This window comes from Streptomyces sp. NPDC050560, assembly GCF_044457285.1.
Lineage (GTDB): Bacteria > Actinomycetota > Actinomycetes > Streptomycetales > Streptomycetaceae > Streptomyces.
Window position 1 is genome coordinate 440,672 of the sequence record NZ_JBITGT010000005.1, and the last position, 16,450, is coordinate 457,121.

Here is a 16,450-nt window from a genome sequence, read left to right on the forward strand (position 1 = left end):
CCCACCCGCTCCACCGCACCACCCGGGAGCACCGCACCCACCCCGGACCCGGGCCGCACCCCGAGCACCCCCGGTCCCCGAGACCGCCGAACCACCGCCGGCCGAGGAGCCTGACGACATGACGGCCAACACACAGCGCGACACCGCGGTACGGGACCACGAGCGGCCCCACGTCACCGTCTTCTTCGCGGGCCAGAGCGAAGCCTGGGCCCGCTGGATCGACCACCAGCTCCGCTCGGCGGGCCGCGCGAGCACCGCCGTCCGCTGGAACCCGCTGCGCCGCCCCCAGGAGGGCGGCGGAATCGGCCTGCTCCAGGGCGCGCCTGGACAGGTGCTCGTCGTCGTCGACGACTGGTACGAACACCTCGGCACCAGCGGCCTCGACGCCTGGCTCGACGTGCTGCGCTCGCTCGATCCCGCACTGCGCGCGCGGGTCGGCGCCGTCAGCGTCACCACCCGCGACCTCTCCGACGAGATCGTCCCGCTCGCCCCCGTGGGACTGCGCGGCCTCGGCCCCGCCGCCGCCCGCGCCCTCGTCCTCCAGACCGTCGGCCTCGACGGCGCACCCGCCGCCGTCTCCCTCGACCGCGGCCCCCGCTTTCCCGACGACCCGCCCGAGATCTTCGGCGTGCCGCGGCGCAACCGCCGCTTCGTCGGCCGCGCGGACCTGCTCGACACCGTCCGCGGGCGGCTGTCCGTGCCCGGCGAGCGCGCCGTGCTGCACGGCCCGGGCGGCGTCGGAAAGTCCCAGCTCGCCCTGGAGTACGTCCACCGCTTCCGCGGCGAGTACGACATCGTGTGGTGGGTCGGTGCGGCGGGCCGGGTCGCCGCCCGCGAGCAGTACGCGCGCCTCGGCGCGGAACTCGGCCTGCCCGGGCACAACGAACTCCAGCACACCATCGAGGCCGTCCACCGCGAACTCGTGCGCACCCGCCGCCCCTGGCTCCTCGTCTTCGACGGCGCCGGCGCCCCGGAACGCCTCAGCGGGCTGCTCCCCGAGGGTGGCCGCGGCCATATCCTCGTCACCACCCAGGACCTCGACTGGGCCGCGCAGGCCGAGTCCGTCGCCGTCGACGCCTTCGAGCGCCAGGAGTCCGTCGCGTTCGCCGCGCTGCGCAGCCACCGGCTCACCGAGGAGCAGGCCGACCAGCTCGCCGAGGCCGTCGAGGACCTGCCGCTGCTCCTCGACCAGATGGCGGCCTGGCTCGACGTCAACCCCATGGCCTCCGTCACCGAGTACATCGACGACATCAGGGAGGGCAGGCCAGGGCAGTTCCAGGTGGTGCCCTCGCCCAGCTATCCGCAGAGCTTCCAGGTCGCCTGGGCCAAGCTCCTCAACACGCTGCGCGACACCTCGCCGCCCGCCTGGCACCTGCTCCACCTCCTCGCCCACTTCTCGCCCGACCTCGGCCCCGTACGGCTGCTGCGCGCCGCGCTCGGCGGCCCCGGACTCCCCGAGGGCCTGCGGGAGCTGTCCGCCGAGCCCAGCAGTTGGAACGCGGCGCTGCGCAAGCTCTCCGAGATCACCTCCATGCGCGTCGAGTACGAGCAGGGCCCCCACCTCGACATCCAGACCATCGGCACGCTGCGCATGCACCGCCTCTTCCACGGCTACGTGCGCTCCGTGCAGTCCCACGCCGAGGCCCGCAAGTACTCCGCCATCGCCCGCCGGGTCCTCGTGCTCGCCGACCCCCGCGATCCGGCCCCCGCCGCCAACTGGCCCCGCTACGCCGAACTCATCCCGCACCTCGAACCCTCGGGCGCGCTGGACTCCACCGACACCGACGTCAGGGCTCTCGTCCTCAACTGCATCGAGTACCAGCGGGTCCGCGGCGAGTACGAGGACGGCCTCTGGCTCAGCGACGAGGCCGCCACCCGCTGGCGCGGCACCCTCGGCGACACCCACAGGTCCGTCCTGGTCGCCCGCCACCAGCACGCCAACATGCTTCGCAGGCTCGGCAGATACGGGGAGGCGGAGCACGTCGGCAGGGACACCCTCGCCCTCCTGCGCGAGAACCCCGCCACCCGCCCCATCGAGCTGATCCGCGCCGAGGACGGCCTCGCCGGCACCCTCATGGCCAGGGGCCGCTTCGACGAGGCACGCGCCCTCGTGGAGAGCGCCGTCGCCCGCGCCGCCCAGGAACTCGGCGAGGACGACGTCCCCCGCACCCTCGCGCTGCGCAACAACCTCGCCGTCGCCGTCGGACTCCAGGGCCGCTACGAGGACTCGCTCGCCCAGCACCGGCGCGTCCTGGGCGCCAGGGTGGAACTGCTCGGCGGCAAGAACGCCCTCACCCTCGGCTCGGCCCTGCGCACCGCCCGCATGCTGCGCCTCCTCGGCCGCTATCGCGAGGCCCTGTCGGAACAGGAGCGCAACGCCCGGCTGCACGCCCAGGTCCTCGGCAAGCGGCACGCCGAGACGCTGGCCGCCGAGCACCACCACGCCCTCTGCGCCCGCCGCGTCGGCGACCTCCAGCTCGCGCACGCGCTGCTGCGCTCCGTCCACGAGCGCCAGCTCGACCGCCGCGGCGCACGCCACCCCGGCACCCTCATGGCCGCCTGCGACTACGCCATGCTGCTGCGCGAGCTGGGCCGCGGCGGCGAGGCACGCGAGCTGCTGACCGGCGTCGTCGACGACTACCAGGCGCTCCTCGGACCCGAGCACCCGTACGCCATCGGCGCCAGGGACAACCTGGGCGTGCTCATGCTCGACGACGGGCAGGCAGCCGCAGCGGCGGAGCTGTCCAGGATCACCGCGGCCGAGATGGAGGAGGCCGTGGGCGACGACCACCCGTGGACGGTGGGCTCCCTGCTCAACAGGGCCGCCGCCGTCGCCGCGCTCGGCGGCACCGAGGACGCGGCCGCGCTCGGCGCCGACGCCCTGGAGCGCGCCACCCGCACCCTGGGCGCCTCCCATGTGCTGACGGCGACTGTCCGCACCGGCCTCGCCCTCGACCTCGCCGCCCTCGGCGACCCCGCCGCCGAGGGGCACCGCGCCCGCGCGCTCGCCGACCTCACCGCGCTGCTCGGCGAGGACAACCCGCACGCACGCTCCGCGGCCGCCGGCACCCGCCCGCACTGGGACTTCGAGCCGCAGCCCGTGTGACGACCCCGGGGGCCCGTGCAACTGCCCCCCGCCCCGGGTCGGCCGGGAAAGGCGAAGGCCCGCCCCGTACGACGACGGGACGGGCCTCGCGGGTCGCAACCCGGGCGGCGCGGGTCAGAGGTCGAAGACCTCGTGCACCAACTGCTCCTGCTCCGCCTGGTGCCGCTTCGCCGAGCCCACCGCGGGCGACGAGGAGTGCGGCCTGGAGACCCGGCGCAGCCGCTCGCCGTGCGGCACGTCCTCGCCGACGGCCAGGTCGAGGTGGTCGATCAGGTTGAGCGCGATGAACGGCCAGGCACCCTGGTTCGCCGGCTCCTCCTGCGCCCACAGGTACTTCTCGGCGTTCGGGTACTTGGCGATCTCCGCCTGCAACTCGGTGCCGGGCAGCGGGTAGAGCCGCTCAAGACGGATGATCGCGGTGTCCTTCGACTCCCGCTTCTGCCGCTCGGCCTCCAGGTCGTAGTAGACCCGGCCGGTGCAGAACACCACCTTGCGGACCGCGGCAGCCTCGACCGAGTCGTCCCCGATGACCGGCCTGAACCCGCCGGTGGTGAACTCCTCCGCCTTCGACGCCGCCGCCTTCAGACGCAGCATCGACTTCGGGGTGAAGACGATCAGCGGCTTGTGGTGCGGGTTGTGGACCTGCCAGCGCAGCAGGTGGAAGTAGTTCGACGGCAGCGTCGGCATGGCGACCGTCATGTTGTTCTGCGCGCACATCTGGAGGTAGCGCTCGGGGCGCGCCGACGAGTGGTCGGGGCCCTGGCCCTCGTAGCCGTGCGGCAGCAGCAGGGTGACGCCCGAGGTCTGGCCCCACTTCTGCTCGGCGGAGGAGATGAACTCGTCGATGACGGTCTGCGCGCCGTTGGCGAAGTCGCCGAACTGCGCCTCCCACATCACCAGCGACTCGGGCCTCGCCAGCGAGTATCCGTACTCGAAGCCCATCGCCGCGTACTCGGACAGCAGCGAGTCGTAGACGTTGTAGCGGGCCTGCTCGTCGGTGAGGTGCTGGAGCGGCGTGTAGTCCTCGCCGGTCTCCCGGTCCACCAGCACCGCGTGCCGCTGGCCGAAGGTGCCGCGCCGCGAGTCCTGTCCCGACAGGCGCACCGGGGTGCCCTCCAGGAGCAGCGAGCCGATCGCCAGGGTCTCGCCCATGCCCCAGTCGATGGTGCCCTCCTCGACCATGGCCGCGCGGCGCTGGAGCTGTGGCATCAGCCGCGGGTGCACCGTGACCCGGTCGGGGGTGTTCACCTGGGACTCGGCGATCCGCTTGACGACCTCCTGCGACACGGCCGTCTGCACCGCCACCGGGAACTCCGGCTGCGGCTCGGGCACCTGCGCCGCCGGGGTCTCCGCGGTGACCTCGCGGACCTCCGTGAAGACCTTCTCCAACTGGCCCTGGTAGTCCTGGAGCGCCTGCTCGGCCTCTTCGAGGGTGATGTCGCCCCGGCCGATCAGCGACTCGGTGTACAGCTTGCGCACCGAGCGCTTCTTGTCGATCAGGTCGTACATCAGCGGCTGGGTGAAGCCCGGGTTGTCGGACTCGTTGTGGCCGCGGCGCCGGTAGCAGATCAGGTCGATCACGACGTCCTTGTTGAACGTCTGCCGGAACTCGAAGGCGAGCCGCGCGACCCGCACGACGGCCTCCGGGTCGTCGCCGTTCACATGGAAGATCGGCGCCTCGATCATCCTGGCCACGTCGGTGGCGTACATCGAGGAGCGCGCCGACTCCGGGGGAGCGGTGTAGCCGACCTGGTTGTTGATGACGACGTGCACGGTGCCGCCGGTGCGGTAGCCGCGGAGCTGTGACATGTTCAGCGTCTCGGCGACCACGCCCTGGCCCGCGAAGGCCGCGTCGCCGTGCACGGCGACCGGGAGCACCGTGAAGTCGGTGCCGCCCTTGTTGATGATGTCCTGCTTGGCGCGCGCGACGCCCTCGACGACCGGGTCGACGGCCTCCAGGTGCGAGGGGTTCGCGGCCAGCGTCACCTTGACCTGCTCGCCGTCGAGCCCCGTGAAGGTGCCCCCGGCGCCCAGGTGGTACTTGACGTCGCCCGAGCCGTGCATCGACTTCGGGTCGAGGTTGCCCTCGAACTCGCGGAAGATCTGCGCGTACGACTTGCCGACGATGTTCGCCAGTACGTTGAGACGGCCGCGGTGGGCCATGCCGATGACGACCTCGTCGAGCCGGGACTCGGCCGCCGCGTCCAGCACCGCGTCGAGCAGCGGGATCACGGACTCGCCGCCTTCGAGCGAGAACCGCTTCTGGCCGACGTACTTCGTCTGGAGGAACGTCTCGAACGCCTCGGCGGCGTTGAGGCGGCGCAGGATGCGCAGTTGCTCCTCGCGCTCGGGCTTCGCGTGCGGGCGCTCCACCCGGTCCTGAATCCACCGGCGCTGGCCCGGGTCCTGGATGTGCATGAACTCGATGCCGGTGGTGCGGCAGTACGAGTCGCGCAGCACGCCCAGGATGTCCCGGAGCTTCATCATCGAGCGCCCGGCGAAGCCGCCGACGGCGAACTCGCGCTCCAGGTCCCACAGGGTGAGCCCGTGCTCGTTCACATCCAGGTCGGGGTGCTTGCGCTGGCGGTACTCCAGCGGGTCGGTGTCGGCCATGACGTGGCCGCGGACCCGGTAGGAGTGGATCAGCTCGAAGACCCGGGCGGCCTTGGTGACGTCGTCGTCGTGCGAGGCGTCGATGTCCTTGAGCCAGCGCACCGGCTCGTAGGGGATGCGCAGCGCCTCGAAGATCTCGTCGTAGAAGTCCTCCTCGCCCAGCAGGAGGTTGGCGACGATCCGCAGGAACTCGCCGGACGCGGCGCCCTGGATGACCCGGTGGTCGTAGGTGGAGGTGAGAGTCATCACCTTGGAGATGCCGAGCCGGTTCAGGGTGTCCTGGGAGGTGCCCTGGAACTCGGCCGGGTACTCCATGGCGCCCACACCCATGATCACCGACTGTCCGGGCATCAGCCGCGGCACCGAGTGGACGGTGCCGATGCCGCCGGGGTTGGTCAGCGACACGGTGACGCCCGAGAAGTCGTCCATCGTGAGCTTGTTGTCCCGCGCCCTGCGGACGATGTCCTCGTACGCCTGCCAGAACTCGAAGAAGTTGAGCGTCTCGGCCTTCTTGATGCCGGCCACGACGAGCTGCCGGTCGCCGTTGGGCTTCACCAGGTCGATGGCGAGGCCGAAGTTGATGTGCGCCGGCCTGACCACGGACGGCTTGCCGTCCTTCTCGCCGTACGACCAGTTCATCGACGGCATGGCCTTGATCGCCTTGACCATCGCGTAGCCGATCAGGTGCGTGAAGGAGATCTTCCCGCCCCTGGCGCGCTTCAGATGGTTGTTGATCACGATGCGGTTGTCGAACAGCAGCTTCACCGGGACCGCGCGCACCGAGGTGGCGGTCGGCAGTTCGAGCGAGGCGTGCATGTTCCGCGCGACGGCGGCGGAGGGGCCGCGCAGCGGCACGTACTCGGAGGCGTCCTCCGCCGCGTCCTTCGCGTCCGCGGCCTTCGCGCCGGCCGCGGGCTTCGCCGCGGCGGCCTGCGCCGGGCGGGCGGGCGCCTGGGCGGGCTTCGGGGGAGCGGCGGGCGCGGCCGGGGCCGCGGCCTTCGGCGCGGGAGCGGGAGCGGCGGGCGCCGCGGGTGCCGTCTTGGGGGCGGGCGGCGCGGCGGGCGCCTGCGCGGCGGGGGTGCCTGCCGCACGGGCGGTGCCGGTGGCCCCCGCGGCCCCGTCACCGGCCGTGGCGGCTGCCCCTGGCTTGTAGTCGGCGAAGAAGTCCCACCAGGCTCGATCCACCGAATTGGGGTCCTGGAGGTACTGCTGATAGATCTCGTCGACGAGCCACTCGTTGGGACCGAAGGCGGCGGCAGGGTCCGGGCCCTGCCCCTCCTTGCCGGTGGAGACGCTCGAATTACTGGGGGACTGTGGCGACACGGCGGTAACCGCCCTCTTCCGCTTCACAAGGTGATGGACAGCGGGAATAAAGGCTACGCCCCCTTTGCGGGGTCATGCAGTCCGGAGCGACCATACGTCGCGTAGATCACATCGGGGCGCGCGTTTCGGGATGTGGGATGGCGGGAATTACTTTGGGTTTTTCGAGCAAGCGTGGAGCTGGCCCGTGGTACTCCCGAAGCAGCGCCGTTCGCGAGGCGCGTCGCAGGGCGAGTGAGCCGAAGGGGCGCGTTGGTGTCCCGTGTCCTCGCGCGCGGAGGGGAGCGACGAAGGAGCGTACTGAGCACGGGAGGGCGCGGGACACCAACTCCAGCGCCCCGGAGGCGAACGAGCCTAAATCAGGGGGGCCCCGGCAGAGACACCCTGATCCGGCATCCCCGCCGTGACTCCGCCACGCCTATGCGACCGCCGTGCAGGTCGACCGCCCAGCGGGCGATCGCCAGGCCGAGGCCGGTGCCGCCGTCGCTGACGGCCGCGCCCGCCGCGCCGCGGTTGAAGCGTTCGAAGACGCGGTGCCACTGGGAGCGGGGGATGCCGGGACCCTCGTCCAGGACCTCAAGTTCCAGGGAGTCCGGCTTCGGGCCCGGCCGCGCCTTCACGGTGACCTGGCCGTGCGGGGGGCTGTGCTTGACCGCGTTGTCGATCAGGTTCGCCATGACCTGGTGGATGCGCTCGGGGTCGGCGTGCGCGGTCAGCTCGGGCGGGTGCACGTCGAGCCGCAGATAGACGTCCGTACGGGTGTGGTGGCCGGAGCCGGTGGCGATGCCGCCGCGCGCCGAGGCGACCATGTTGGCCTCCTTCAGCACGCCCGACAGATAGGGCCACACCTCGAACCTGCGGCTCTTCAGCGGCACGACCCCGTTGTCGAGGCGGGACAGGTCGAGCAGCGTCTCCACGAGCCGCCCCAGGCGCTCGGTCTGCTTCAGCGCGGTGCGCATGGTCTCGGGGTCGGCCGCGGAGACCCCGTCGACGACGTTCTCCAGCACGGCGCGCAGCCCGGCGATGGGGGTGCGCAGCTCGTGTGAGACATTCGCCACCAGTTCCTTGCGCTGCTGGTCCTGCTGCTCCAGGTCGTCCGCCATCCGGTTGATGGTGACGGCCAGGTCGCCCAGCTCGTCCCTGCGCCCCGCGCCGCGCACCCGGCGCGTGTAGTCGCCGTGCGAGATGGCGCGGGCGACGGTGTTCATCTCGTCGAGCGGCGCGGTCAGCGAGTGCGCCACGAACTGGGTCAGCAGCAGTGTCGCTATCACCGAGAACACCGTGATGAAGCGCAGCTCCGTCTCGGTGCGCACGGCGATCATCAGCAGGCCCGTGGTGATGAACACGGAGACCACCACGAGGGTGCTCAGCTTGTTCTTCACCGAGAAGAGCGAGAACGCCGCGAGGGCGGAGAGGCCGGGGAGGGACGAGAGCGCCGGGGGGAGCGTCCCGCGGCGCCGTGGTCCTGTCCACCGGGGGCGCCGGCCGGGTCCCGTGTGCTGTTCTTCGCCCGAGGGGGCCGCGGGCCGGTCTGGGATGGCGGTCATCGCCGCACCGTGCTCACCGTGCTCACCTCGTGTTCGGTGTCCGCGGCCCCGGGTGGGGGCCGGTCATGGCGTCGGCGTCTCCAGCGCGTACCCGACGCCGTGGACGGTGCGGATGCGCTCCGCGCCGATCTTGCGCCGCAGGGCCTTGATGTGGCTGTCCACCGTCCTCGTACCCGAGGCGTCGGCCCAGTCCCACACCTCGGCGAGCAGTTGCTCCCTGGAGAGCACCGCGCGCGGCGTGTTCGCCAGGCAGACCAGCAGGTCGAACTCGGTCGGGGTCAGGTGCACGTCCTCGCTGCGCACCCGCACCCGCCGCTGCGCGTGGTCGATCTCCAGTTCGCCCAGGCGCAGGATGCCGCTGCGGGGCGTGGTGGCCGCGAGCGCGGCGCGCTCCACCCGGCGCAGCAGTACGTGCACCCGGGCGGCCAGTTCCCGCATGGAGAACGGCTTCGTCATGTAGTCGTCTGCTCCCACGCCTAGGCCGACCAGCATGTCCGTCTCGTCGTCGCGCGCGGTGAGCATCAGCACCGGTACGGGGCGCTGCGCCTGGACCCGGCGGCAGACTTCGAGGCCGTCGAAGCCGGGCAGCATCACGTCGAGGATCAGCAGGTCGGGCTGCCAGGCGTCGGCGGTGTCGACGGCGGTGGGCCCGTCGGTCGCCGTCTGCACCAGGAACCCCTCGGCGCGCAGCCGGGCGGAAATGGCCTCGACGATCGTGGCGTCGTCCTCGACAACGAGGACGCGGCGCTGCGCGCCCGCCGCCCCGGCACCGTTGTGGGAGGTGTGTGTCTGCTCCATCGCCCCGCCCCTGCCTGTTTCTTACCGGAATCCGTGGGGGTGATCCCATGTGTGCGGTCGGCGCCAGGCCGGGCCGGGCGCCGATCAGCAGCGTAAGGGCTTGTGCCTGCCCGCGGCTATCCAGCCCTGACCGCGAGATGCACGACGTCCGGAACGCCCCGGGGGACGGGGATCTGTTCTGTACGCACCTTCTGGAACCCCGTGCGGCGCAGCCGCTCCTCGAACCCGGGCGAAGGACGGGCCGACCACACGGCGAGCACGCCGCCCGGGGTGAGCCGTGCCAGACAGGCGGCGAGGCCCCGGGGGGAGTAGAGGCCGGCGTTGTCGTCGGTGACGGTCCAGTCGGGCCCGTTGTCGATGTCGAGGCAGAGCGCGTCGTAGCGGCCGTCGGCGTCCCTGAGGTGGGCGATGAGGTCGGCGCGCACCACGCGGGTGCGGGGGTCGGCGAGCGGCCGCGCGGTGAGGTGCGCGAAGGGGGCCCCGGGGCCGGTGTGCCAGTCGATGACCGCGGGCTCACGCTCCACGACGGTGATACGGCCCCAGCGATGCTGCGCGGCGGCGTGGGCGAGGGAGAAGCCGACGCCCAGGCCGCCGACGAGCAGGGTGGGCCTGGCGCGGCCGTCGAGGGCCGCGAGGGCGTGGTCGACGAGGAGGCGCTCCGAGCGGCCGTCGGAAGTGTCCATCAGGAAGCAGCCGTTGGCGATGATCTGGAGCAGGTCGCCGTGCCGCCGCAGCACGACCTCCCCGTAGGGCCCCTCCCGCCGGTCGAGCACCTCGGGCGGCCCCGGTGGCGCGGCCCTGACGGCGGCGGACGCTTCCGGTGCTGCTGCTTCCGCCGCTTCCGCGGCTTCCCGTGCTTCGGGCGCTTCGGGTGGGGTGGGCATGGCCCCATGGTGGCCCCCGCGCGTCCCGTGCCGCACACCGAGGGTGGCGGGCGGAATACCCGGGGGCGCCGTGGCGCTGCACGGCACCGGTGGCCGCACGGGGTGGCCGGGAGAGGCGGGACGCGGCGATGGCGGACGAGGCGGGGTCGTGGGAGCGGCGGAGGTTCCTGTTCGTGCTGGCGAGCACCAGGGAGGGCGGCAACTCGGAGGCGCTGGCGAGGCACGCGGCACGGTCGCTGCCCGACGCGGCGGCGCGCACCTGGGTCAGGCTCCGTGACCTGCCGATGGAGCGCTTCCGCGACGTACGGCACGACGGGGCGGGGGAGTTCCCCCGTCCCGAGGGCGCGCTGGCCGACCTGTGGCGGGCGACCCGTGAGGCGACGGACGTGGTGGTCGTCTCGCCGCTGTACTGGTACAGCCTGTCCTCGGAGGCGAAGCTGTACCTGGACCACTGGTCGGGCTGGTTCCGGGTGCCTGGCGCCACGTTCCGCGCGGACATGGAGGGCTCCACCCTCTGGGGCGTCACCGCCTACCACTCGCCGACCCCGGAGCACGCGGACCCCCTGGTCGGGGCGCTGCGCAACACGGCCGACTTCATGCGGATGCGGTGGGGCGGCGTGCTCCTCGGCAAGGCGGTACGGCCCGGAGACCTGGGTTCTGACCCGACGGCGGCGGCCGAGGCGGCGACCTTCTTCACCCGGCCCCTGCACACCCCGCCCGCCACGGCCGCGCTCCCTGCGGTACGCCTCTGAGCCCGGCGCCCGCCCGCCGCCGTCCCCCGGGGCCCCCGCGCGGCGGCGCCTCCCGTGAGGGGCCGCGCGCGGGCCTTCGCGCTCTCGCGCGCGGGCCCTCAGGTTCCGCGGGTGGCCTCGGCGGGCCCCTTGGGTTCGGTAAGCCCCCGGGCTTCGGCGGGCCCCTTGAAGACATAGCTGCTCAGCGGTGCCCGCACCTCCCACCCCAGTGACGTGTACAGCTCCCGTCCCTCGGGCGAGGCGCCGAGGACCGCGCGGTCGGCGCCGCCGTGGTGGGCGGCGGCGTCGAGGACGCCCAGCACATGGCTGCCGAGGCCGCGGCGGCGGTGGGCGGCGCCGGTCTCGATCTGGTCGACGACCGCGGTGCGGCCCCGCACCGCGACCTGGCCGCGGGCGGCGAACGCGCCGTCGGGCGCGGTGAGGAGCACCCGGGTGACGCCCTGCCTGGTCCAGCTCCGCCGGTGGTAGCCGTCGGGGGGCCCGCCGGGCGCACGGCCCGTGACGCGCGTGGTCATCAGATGGCCGGGCTCGTCCACGCGCCAGCCGGGGCCGAGCCAGGGGCCGATCGAGGACTGCTCGGCGAAGACCTTGATCCAGTGCCCCGGCACGGCGCCCTCGGCGGCGACGCGGCGTACGGACGACTCCTCGGGGCGGGTGATCACATACCGCGTGACCTGTGTGACCTGTCCGACGTCGACGGTGAGCCCCCAGTCGCGCGGCACCGGTTCCGCGGCGCCGCGCGAGAGCACCCAGCCGGCCACCCAGCTCTCGGCCACACAGGCCGTGTCGTCCCACGGCCGCGCCGCCGCCGCGTCCCCGCACCCCTCTCCGCCGCCTTCTCCCGCGCCCGGCGCCGCCGTATGCCCGGCACCCTCCCGACCACTCCGTACGGACGTGAACGCCACGTCTGCACCGCCCCTCCTGCTCGACCCCACGCGGCACGCACCCCGGGGGCACGCACCTCTGCGTGTAATAGCCTCTGCTGACTTGCAGCCATTACACACGCTCACCCCGCCGACCTCCACCCCTTTTCCGCCTCTTCCTCCTCGGGGTTCCTCCTCCGCCCCTCCCGGCCGATCCCGCGAGCCGCCGGGCGCCGGGCATAACGGAAGCTCCGCGCGCTGTTGCCCAAGGAGGCGCAAGGCGCCGGAACCCCGGTCGTGAGGGCTCCCGTCCCCTGATCGCTGACAGCGAACAACCCCCGGGGAACATTCATCGGCTCACAAGCATTGAGTCTGCATAGCTCAACTTGACTGCCGAAGGGGAGATCATGGCTACTGAGTCCACCGGCCCTGACACGTCACTCGCCCTGCCCGTGCTGCCGCTCGACGACGAGGTGGTCCTGCCCGGCATGGTGGTCCCGCTCGACCTGAGCGACACCGACGTGCGGGCCGCCGTGGAGGCGGCGCAGGCCGCCGCCAGGTCGGCGCCGGGCAAGCCGCGGGTGCTGCTGGTGCCGAGGATCGACGGCACCTACGCGGGCACCGGTGTGCTCGGCACCGTCGAGCAGGTCGGCCGCCTCGCCGACGGCGACCCCGGCGCCCTGATCAGGGGCCGCCACCGGGTCCGCGTCGGCGCGGGCACCACGGGTCCCGGCGCCGCCCTCTGGGTCGAGGGGACCCGGATCGACGAGCAGGCCCCCGACCCGCTGCCCGGCTCCGTCACGGAGCTGGTGAAGGAGTACAAGGCCCTCGCCACCGCCTGGCTGCGCAAGCGCGGCGCCTGGCAGGTCGTGGACCGGGTGCAGCAGATAGACGACGTGTCCCAGCTCGCCGACAACTCCGGTTACTCGCCGTTCCTGACCACCGCCCAGAAGCTGGAGCTGCTGGAGACCGGCGACCCGGTCGCCCGGCTGAAGCTGGCCACCGGGCAACTGCGCGAGCACCTCGCCGAGCAGGACGTCGCGGAGACCATCGCCAAGGACGTGCAGGACGGCGTCGACAAGCAGCAGCGCGAGTTCCTGCTGCGCCGTCAGCTCGAAGCCGTGCGCAAGGAGCTGCGCGACCTCAAGGGCGGCGAGGGCGCCGAGGACGAGTCCGACGACTACCGCGCCCGCGTGGAGGCCGCCGACCTGCCGGAGAACGTGCGGGACGCGGCCCTCAAGGAGGTCGAGAAGCTGGAGCGGGCCAGCGATCAGAGCCCGGAGGGCTCCTGGATCAGGACCTGGCTCGACACCGTGCTCGAACTGCCCTGGAGCGAGCGGACCGAGGATGCGTACGACATCAGGGGCGCCCAGGCCGTGCTCGACGCGGAGCACGCGGGCCTCGAAGACGTGAAGGAGCGCATCACCGAGTACCTGGCGGTGCGCAAGCGGCGCGCCGACCGCGGCCTCGGGGTCGTCGGCGGCAGGCGCGGCGGCGCGGTGCTCGCGCTCGTCGGCCCGCCCGGCGTCGGCAAGACCTCGCTGGGCGAGTCCGTCGCGCACGCGATGGGCCGCAAGTTCGTACGGGTCGCGCTCGGCGGCGTCAGGGACGAGGCGGAGATCCGCGGCCACCGGCGCACCTACGTCGGCGCGCTGCCCGGCCGCATCGTGCGGGCCGTCAAGGAGGCCGGCTCGATGAACCCCGTGGTGCTGCTCGACGAGATCGACAAGGTCGGCTCCGACTTCCGCGGCGACCCCGCGGCCGCCCTCCTCGAAGTCCTCGACCCGGCGCAGAACCACACCTTCCGCGACCACTACCTGGAGGTCGAACTCGACCTGAGCGACGTGGTCTTCCTGGCCACCGCCAACGTCCTGGAGGCCATCCCGGAGGCGCTGCTCGACCGGATGGAGCTGGTCAGGCTCGACGGCTACACCGAGGACGAGAAGGTCGTCATCGCCCGTGACCACCTGGTGCCGCGCCAGTTGGAGCGGGCCGGTCTCAAGGCCGACGAGGTGACGGTCGACGAGGGCGCGCTGCGCAGGCTCGCGGGCGAGTACACCCGCGAGGCCGGGGTGCGGAACCTGGAGCGCTCCATCGCCCGGCTGCTGCGCAAGGTCGCGGCCCAGCACGAGCTGGGCGAGGCCGAGCTGCCGCTGACGGTGTCGGGGGACGGCCTCAGGGACCTGATCGGCAGGCCGCACCACGTGCCCGAGTCGGCCCAGGACCCGGCCGAGCGCCGTACGGCGGTGCCGGGCGTGGCCACCGGGCTCGCGGTGACCGGGGCGGGCGGCGACGTGCTCTTCGTGGAGGCGTCGCTCGCGGACCCGGAGACCGGCGGCTCAGGTCTCACCCTGACCGGGCAGCTCGGCGACGTGATGAAGGAGTCGGCGCAGATCGCGCTCTCCTTCCTGCGCTCGCACGGCGCGGAACTGGAGCTCCCGGTCGGCGACCTGAAGGACCGCGGGGTGCACATCCACTTCCCCGCGGGCGCGGTGCCCAAGGACGGCCCGAGCGCGGGCGTCACCATGACGACGGCGCTCGCGTCGCTGCTGAGCGGCCGTCTTGTGCGCACGGACGTGGCGATGACCGGTGAGGTCTCGCTGACCGGCCGGGTGCTGCCGATCGGCGGCGTCAAGCAGAAGCTGCTGGCGGCGCACCGCGCGGGTATCACCACCGTGGTGATCCCGAAGCGGAACGAGCCCGACCTGGACGACGTCCCCGCCGAGGTGCTGGAGAAGCTGGACGTGCACCCGGTGACGGACGTCCGGCAGGTGCTCGAACTGGCGCTGTCCGCGGCGACAAGCGACAGCGCGCCCGAGGTGCGGGCGGCGGCCTGACCCCCGGCCCTGAGGCAGGGCGCACGGCGAGGGGCGGCGGGTCCACACGGGCCCGCCGCCCCTCGCGCCGTTCCCGGCCGCGCCCGCCGCTATCCGTTGGCGAGCGCCTTCACCCGGCTGAGCGCGCCGTTGAAGTGGTTGTGGTCGCCGACCGTCTTGCCGGTCGAGGTGTACTGCCAGATGGTGTGGAAGTCCCAGCCCTTGGGCAGCTCACCGATCGATCCTGAGTAGCGCGCCACCCACAGCGGGTTGACCTTGCTGAACGCGGAGGAATTGCCGGTGCAGTCCTTCCACCAGCTCGTCGCCGTGTAGATCACCGGGTCCCGCCCGGTGCGGGACCTGTAGGTGTTCACGAAGTCCCTGATCCAGCTCACCATCTGGGCGTCGCTCTTGCCGTAGCAGGAGGCCCCGTACGGGTTCCACTCGATGTCCAGCACGCCCGGGAGGGTCTTGCCGTCCTTCGACCAGCCGCCGCCGTGGTCCACGAAGTAGTTCGCCTGGGCGCGCCCGGTCGTGGTGTCCGGGGTGGCGAAGTGGTACGAGCCCCGGATCATCCCGGTGTTGTACGAGCCGTTGTACTGCTGCGTGAAGTTGCCGTTCCGGTACGACGTGCCCTCGGTGGCCTTGACGTAGGCCCACTTCACGCCGCTGTTCCAGAGCGACCGCCAGTTGACGTTGCCCTGGTGGCTGGAGACGTCCACGCCCTCGGTCCTGGCGATCTGGATGCCGCGGGGCTCGGCCGCCGCCTGCCCCTCGCCGTCGTGCGAGAGGACGCCCATGCCCATGTACGCGGAGCCGCGCTCGGGGCTGTCGGCGGCCGCGGTGGCGGGGGTGAACACGGTGAGGGACGCCAGGGAGAGGGAGAGCGCCGCGAGGAGCACCCCGGCGGCCTTGGTGGGTACGCGTCGGTCCGTTCCGGACCCGTGGACGGGCATTGCGCGCCTCCGAAGACTTCGGTTGAGCCTGGTGGGGTATTCCTATTCTTATGTCCTGGTACGTCCGGAAACGTGACGACGCGCCAGGGGAGGCCCCTGTTCGTGTTGTCAAAGGCATGACACACCGTCATGCGGCGCTGTCACGGGCGTGACGCACGGGGGCGGAGGGGCCCGGGTGGCCTCGCTCGTCCCCATCTGAGAAATACTGGAAGAGCTGCGGCGGTGGCGGCGGATCGCGGGAGGCTTCAGGACCGGGAAGCCGGAATCTACACAGGCTCGGGTGGCGAGGTGCAGAAGGCGGACGACGGCGGGAATCCCGCCGGGGGCAACGACTGGGGCCCCGACGGGGAGGCTCCCGAATTCCTCGCGCTCGAAAGGGAATTGACGGTATTCATGCGCAGGGCGCGGGCGTCCTCGGGGGAAATGGCCCGCGAGGTGCACCCGGAACTCGAACCGTCCGCGTACGGGCTGCTGCTCAGGCTCGAAGGGGCGGGGCCCCAGCGGGCCACGGACCTCGCGCTGTACATCGGCGTCGGGAAGGCGACCATGTCCCGGCAGCTCCGGGCCCTGGAGACCATCGGCTTCGTCACCCGTGAGCGTGATCCCGACGACGGCCGGGCCTGGCTCGTACGGCTGACGCCGGAGGGCGCGTCCCGCTTCGGCGCGGTACGGGAGGCGCGCCGCGCCCGCTATGTACGGACCCTCTCCGACTGGACCCCCACGGAGGTGGCCACCCTGGCCTCCCTCCTCCACCGCCTCAACTCCGTGACACCCCCCTGAGAACCGCTCCCCTCA

At 72.5% G+C, this 16,450-nt stretch carries 10 protein-coding genes; 4 read left to right on the plus strand and 6 right to left on the minus strand.

Annotated elements, in window-relative coordinates; all coding sequences use genetic code 11:
• Window positions 1–118: 118 nt before the first annotated feature.
• On the plus strand, window positions 119–3,106 hold the full coding sequence (fxsT, locus tag ACIBIW_RS14150) for an FxSxx-COOH system tetratricopeptide repeat protein (RefSeq protein WP_399335597.1): 2,988 nt from the start codon (window positions 119–121) through the stop codon (window positions 3,104–3,106).
• Window positions 3,107–3,220: 114 nt separating this feature from the next.
• On the opposite strand, the gene ACIBIW_RS14155 is transcribed toward fxsT, so the two are convergent.
• The 4 genes from ACIBIW_RS14155 to ACIBIW_RS14170 all read right to left on the minus strand — a co-directional run bounded on the left by ACIBIW_RS14155 (window position 3,221) and on the right by ACIBIW_RS14170 (window position 10,268).
• Window positions 3,221–7,042 carry a multifunctional oxoglutarate decarboxylase/oxoglutarate dehydrogenase thiamine pyrophosphate-binding subunit/dihydrolipoyllysine-residue succinyltransferase subunit gene (locus ACIBIW_RS14155; RefSeq protein WP_399335599.1) on the minus strand — a complete coding sequence of 1,274 codons (3,822 nt, stop codon included), beginning with the start codon at window positions 7,040–7,042 and terminating at the stop codon, window positions 3,221–3,223.
• 356 nt (window positions 7,043–7,398) lie between these two features.
• The gene (locus ACIBIW_RS14160; RefSeq protein WP_399335601.1) at window positions 7,399–8,586 is read right to left on the minus strand and encodes a sensor histidine kinase; all 1,188 of its coding nucleotides are present in this window, start codon (window positions 8,584–8,586) and stop codon (window positions 7,399–7,401) included.
• A gap of 63 nt (window positions 8,587–8,649) precedes the next feature.
• A complete protein-coding gene (locus ACIBIW_RS14165) occupies window positions 8,650–9,384 on the minus strand; it encodes a response regulator transcription factor (RefSeq protein WP_399335603.1) in 735 nt (244 codons plus the stop codon).
• 116 nt (window positions 9,385–9,500) lie between these two features.
• Window positions 9,501–10,268 carry a spermidine synthase gene (locus ACIBIW_RS14170; RefSeq protein WP_399335605.1) on the minus strand — a complete coding sequence of 256 codons (768 nt, stop codon included), beginning with the start codon at window positions 10,266–10,268 and terminating at the stop codon, window positions 9,501–9,503.
• Between the two features lie 128 nt (window positions 10,269–10,396).
• On the opposite strand from ACIBIW_RS14170, the gene ACIBIW_RS14175 reads away from it, so the two are divergent.
• Window positions 10,397–11,020 carry a flavodoxin family protein gene (locus ACIBIW_RS14175; RefSeq protein ID WP_399335607.1) on the plus strand — a complete coding sequence of 208 codons (624 nt, stop codon included), beginning with the start codon at window positions 10,397–10,399 and terminating at the stop codon, window positions 11,018–11,020.
• A gap of 98 nt (window positions 11,021–11,118) precedes the next feature.
• Here the strand turns inward: ACIBIW_RS14175 and ACIBIW_RS14180 are convergent, their stop codons facing one another.
• The gene (locus ACIBIW_RS14180) at window positions 11,119–11,796 is read right to left on the minus strand and encodes a GNAT family N-acetyltransferase (RefSeq protein WP_399335609.1); all 678 of its coding nucleotides are present in this window, start codon (window positions 11,794–11,796) and stop codon (window positions 11,119–11,121) included.
• A 494-nt stretch (window positions 11,797–12,290) separates the two neighbouring features.
• On the opposite strand from ACIBIW_RS14180, the gene lon reads away from it, so the two are divergent.
• Window positions 12,291–14,720 (plus strand): endopeptidase La, encoded by a 2,430-nt coding sequence (lon, locus tag ACIBIW_RS14185; protein WP_399335613.1) that lies wholly within the window; start codon window positions 12,291–12,293, stop codon window positions 14,718–14,720.
• Window positions 14,721–14,809: 89 nt separating this feature from the next.
• On the opposite strand, the gene ACIBIW_RS14190 is transcribed toward lon, so the two are convergent.
• On the minus strand, window positions 14,810–15,655 hold the full coding sequence (locus ACIBIW_RS14190; protein WP_399335615.1) for a lysozyme: 846 nt from the start codon (window positions 15,653–15,655) through the stop codon (window positions 14,810–14,812).
• A gap of 288 nt (window positions 15,656–15,943) precedes the next feature.
• On the opposite strand from ACIBIW_RS14190, the gene ACIBIW_RS14195 reads away from it, so the two are divergent.
• The gene (locus tag ACIBIW_RS14195) at window positions 15,944–16,435 is read left to right on the plus strand and encodes a MarR family winged helix-turn-helix transcriptional regulator (RefSeq protein WP_399335617.1); all 492 of its coding nucleotides are present in this window, start codon (window positions 15,944–15,946) and stop codon (window positions 16,433–16,435) included.
• Window positions 16,436–16,450: the final 15 nt, after the last annotated feature.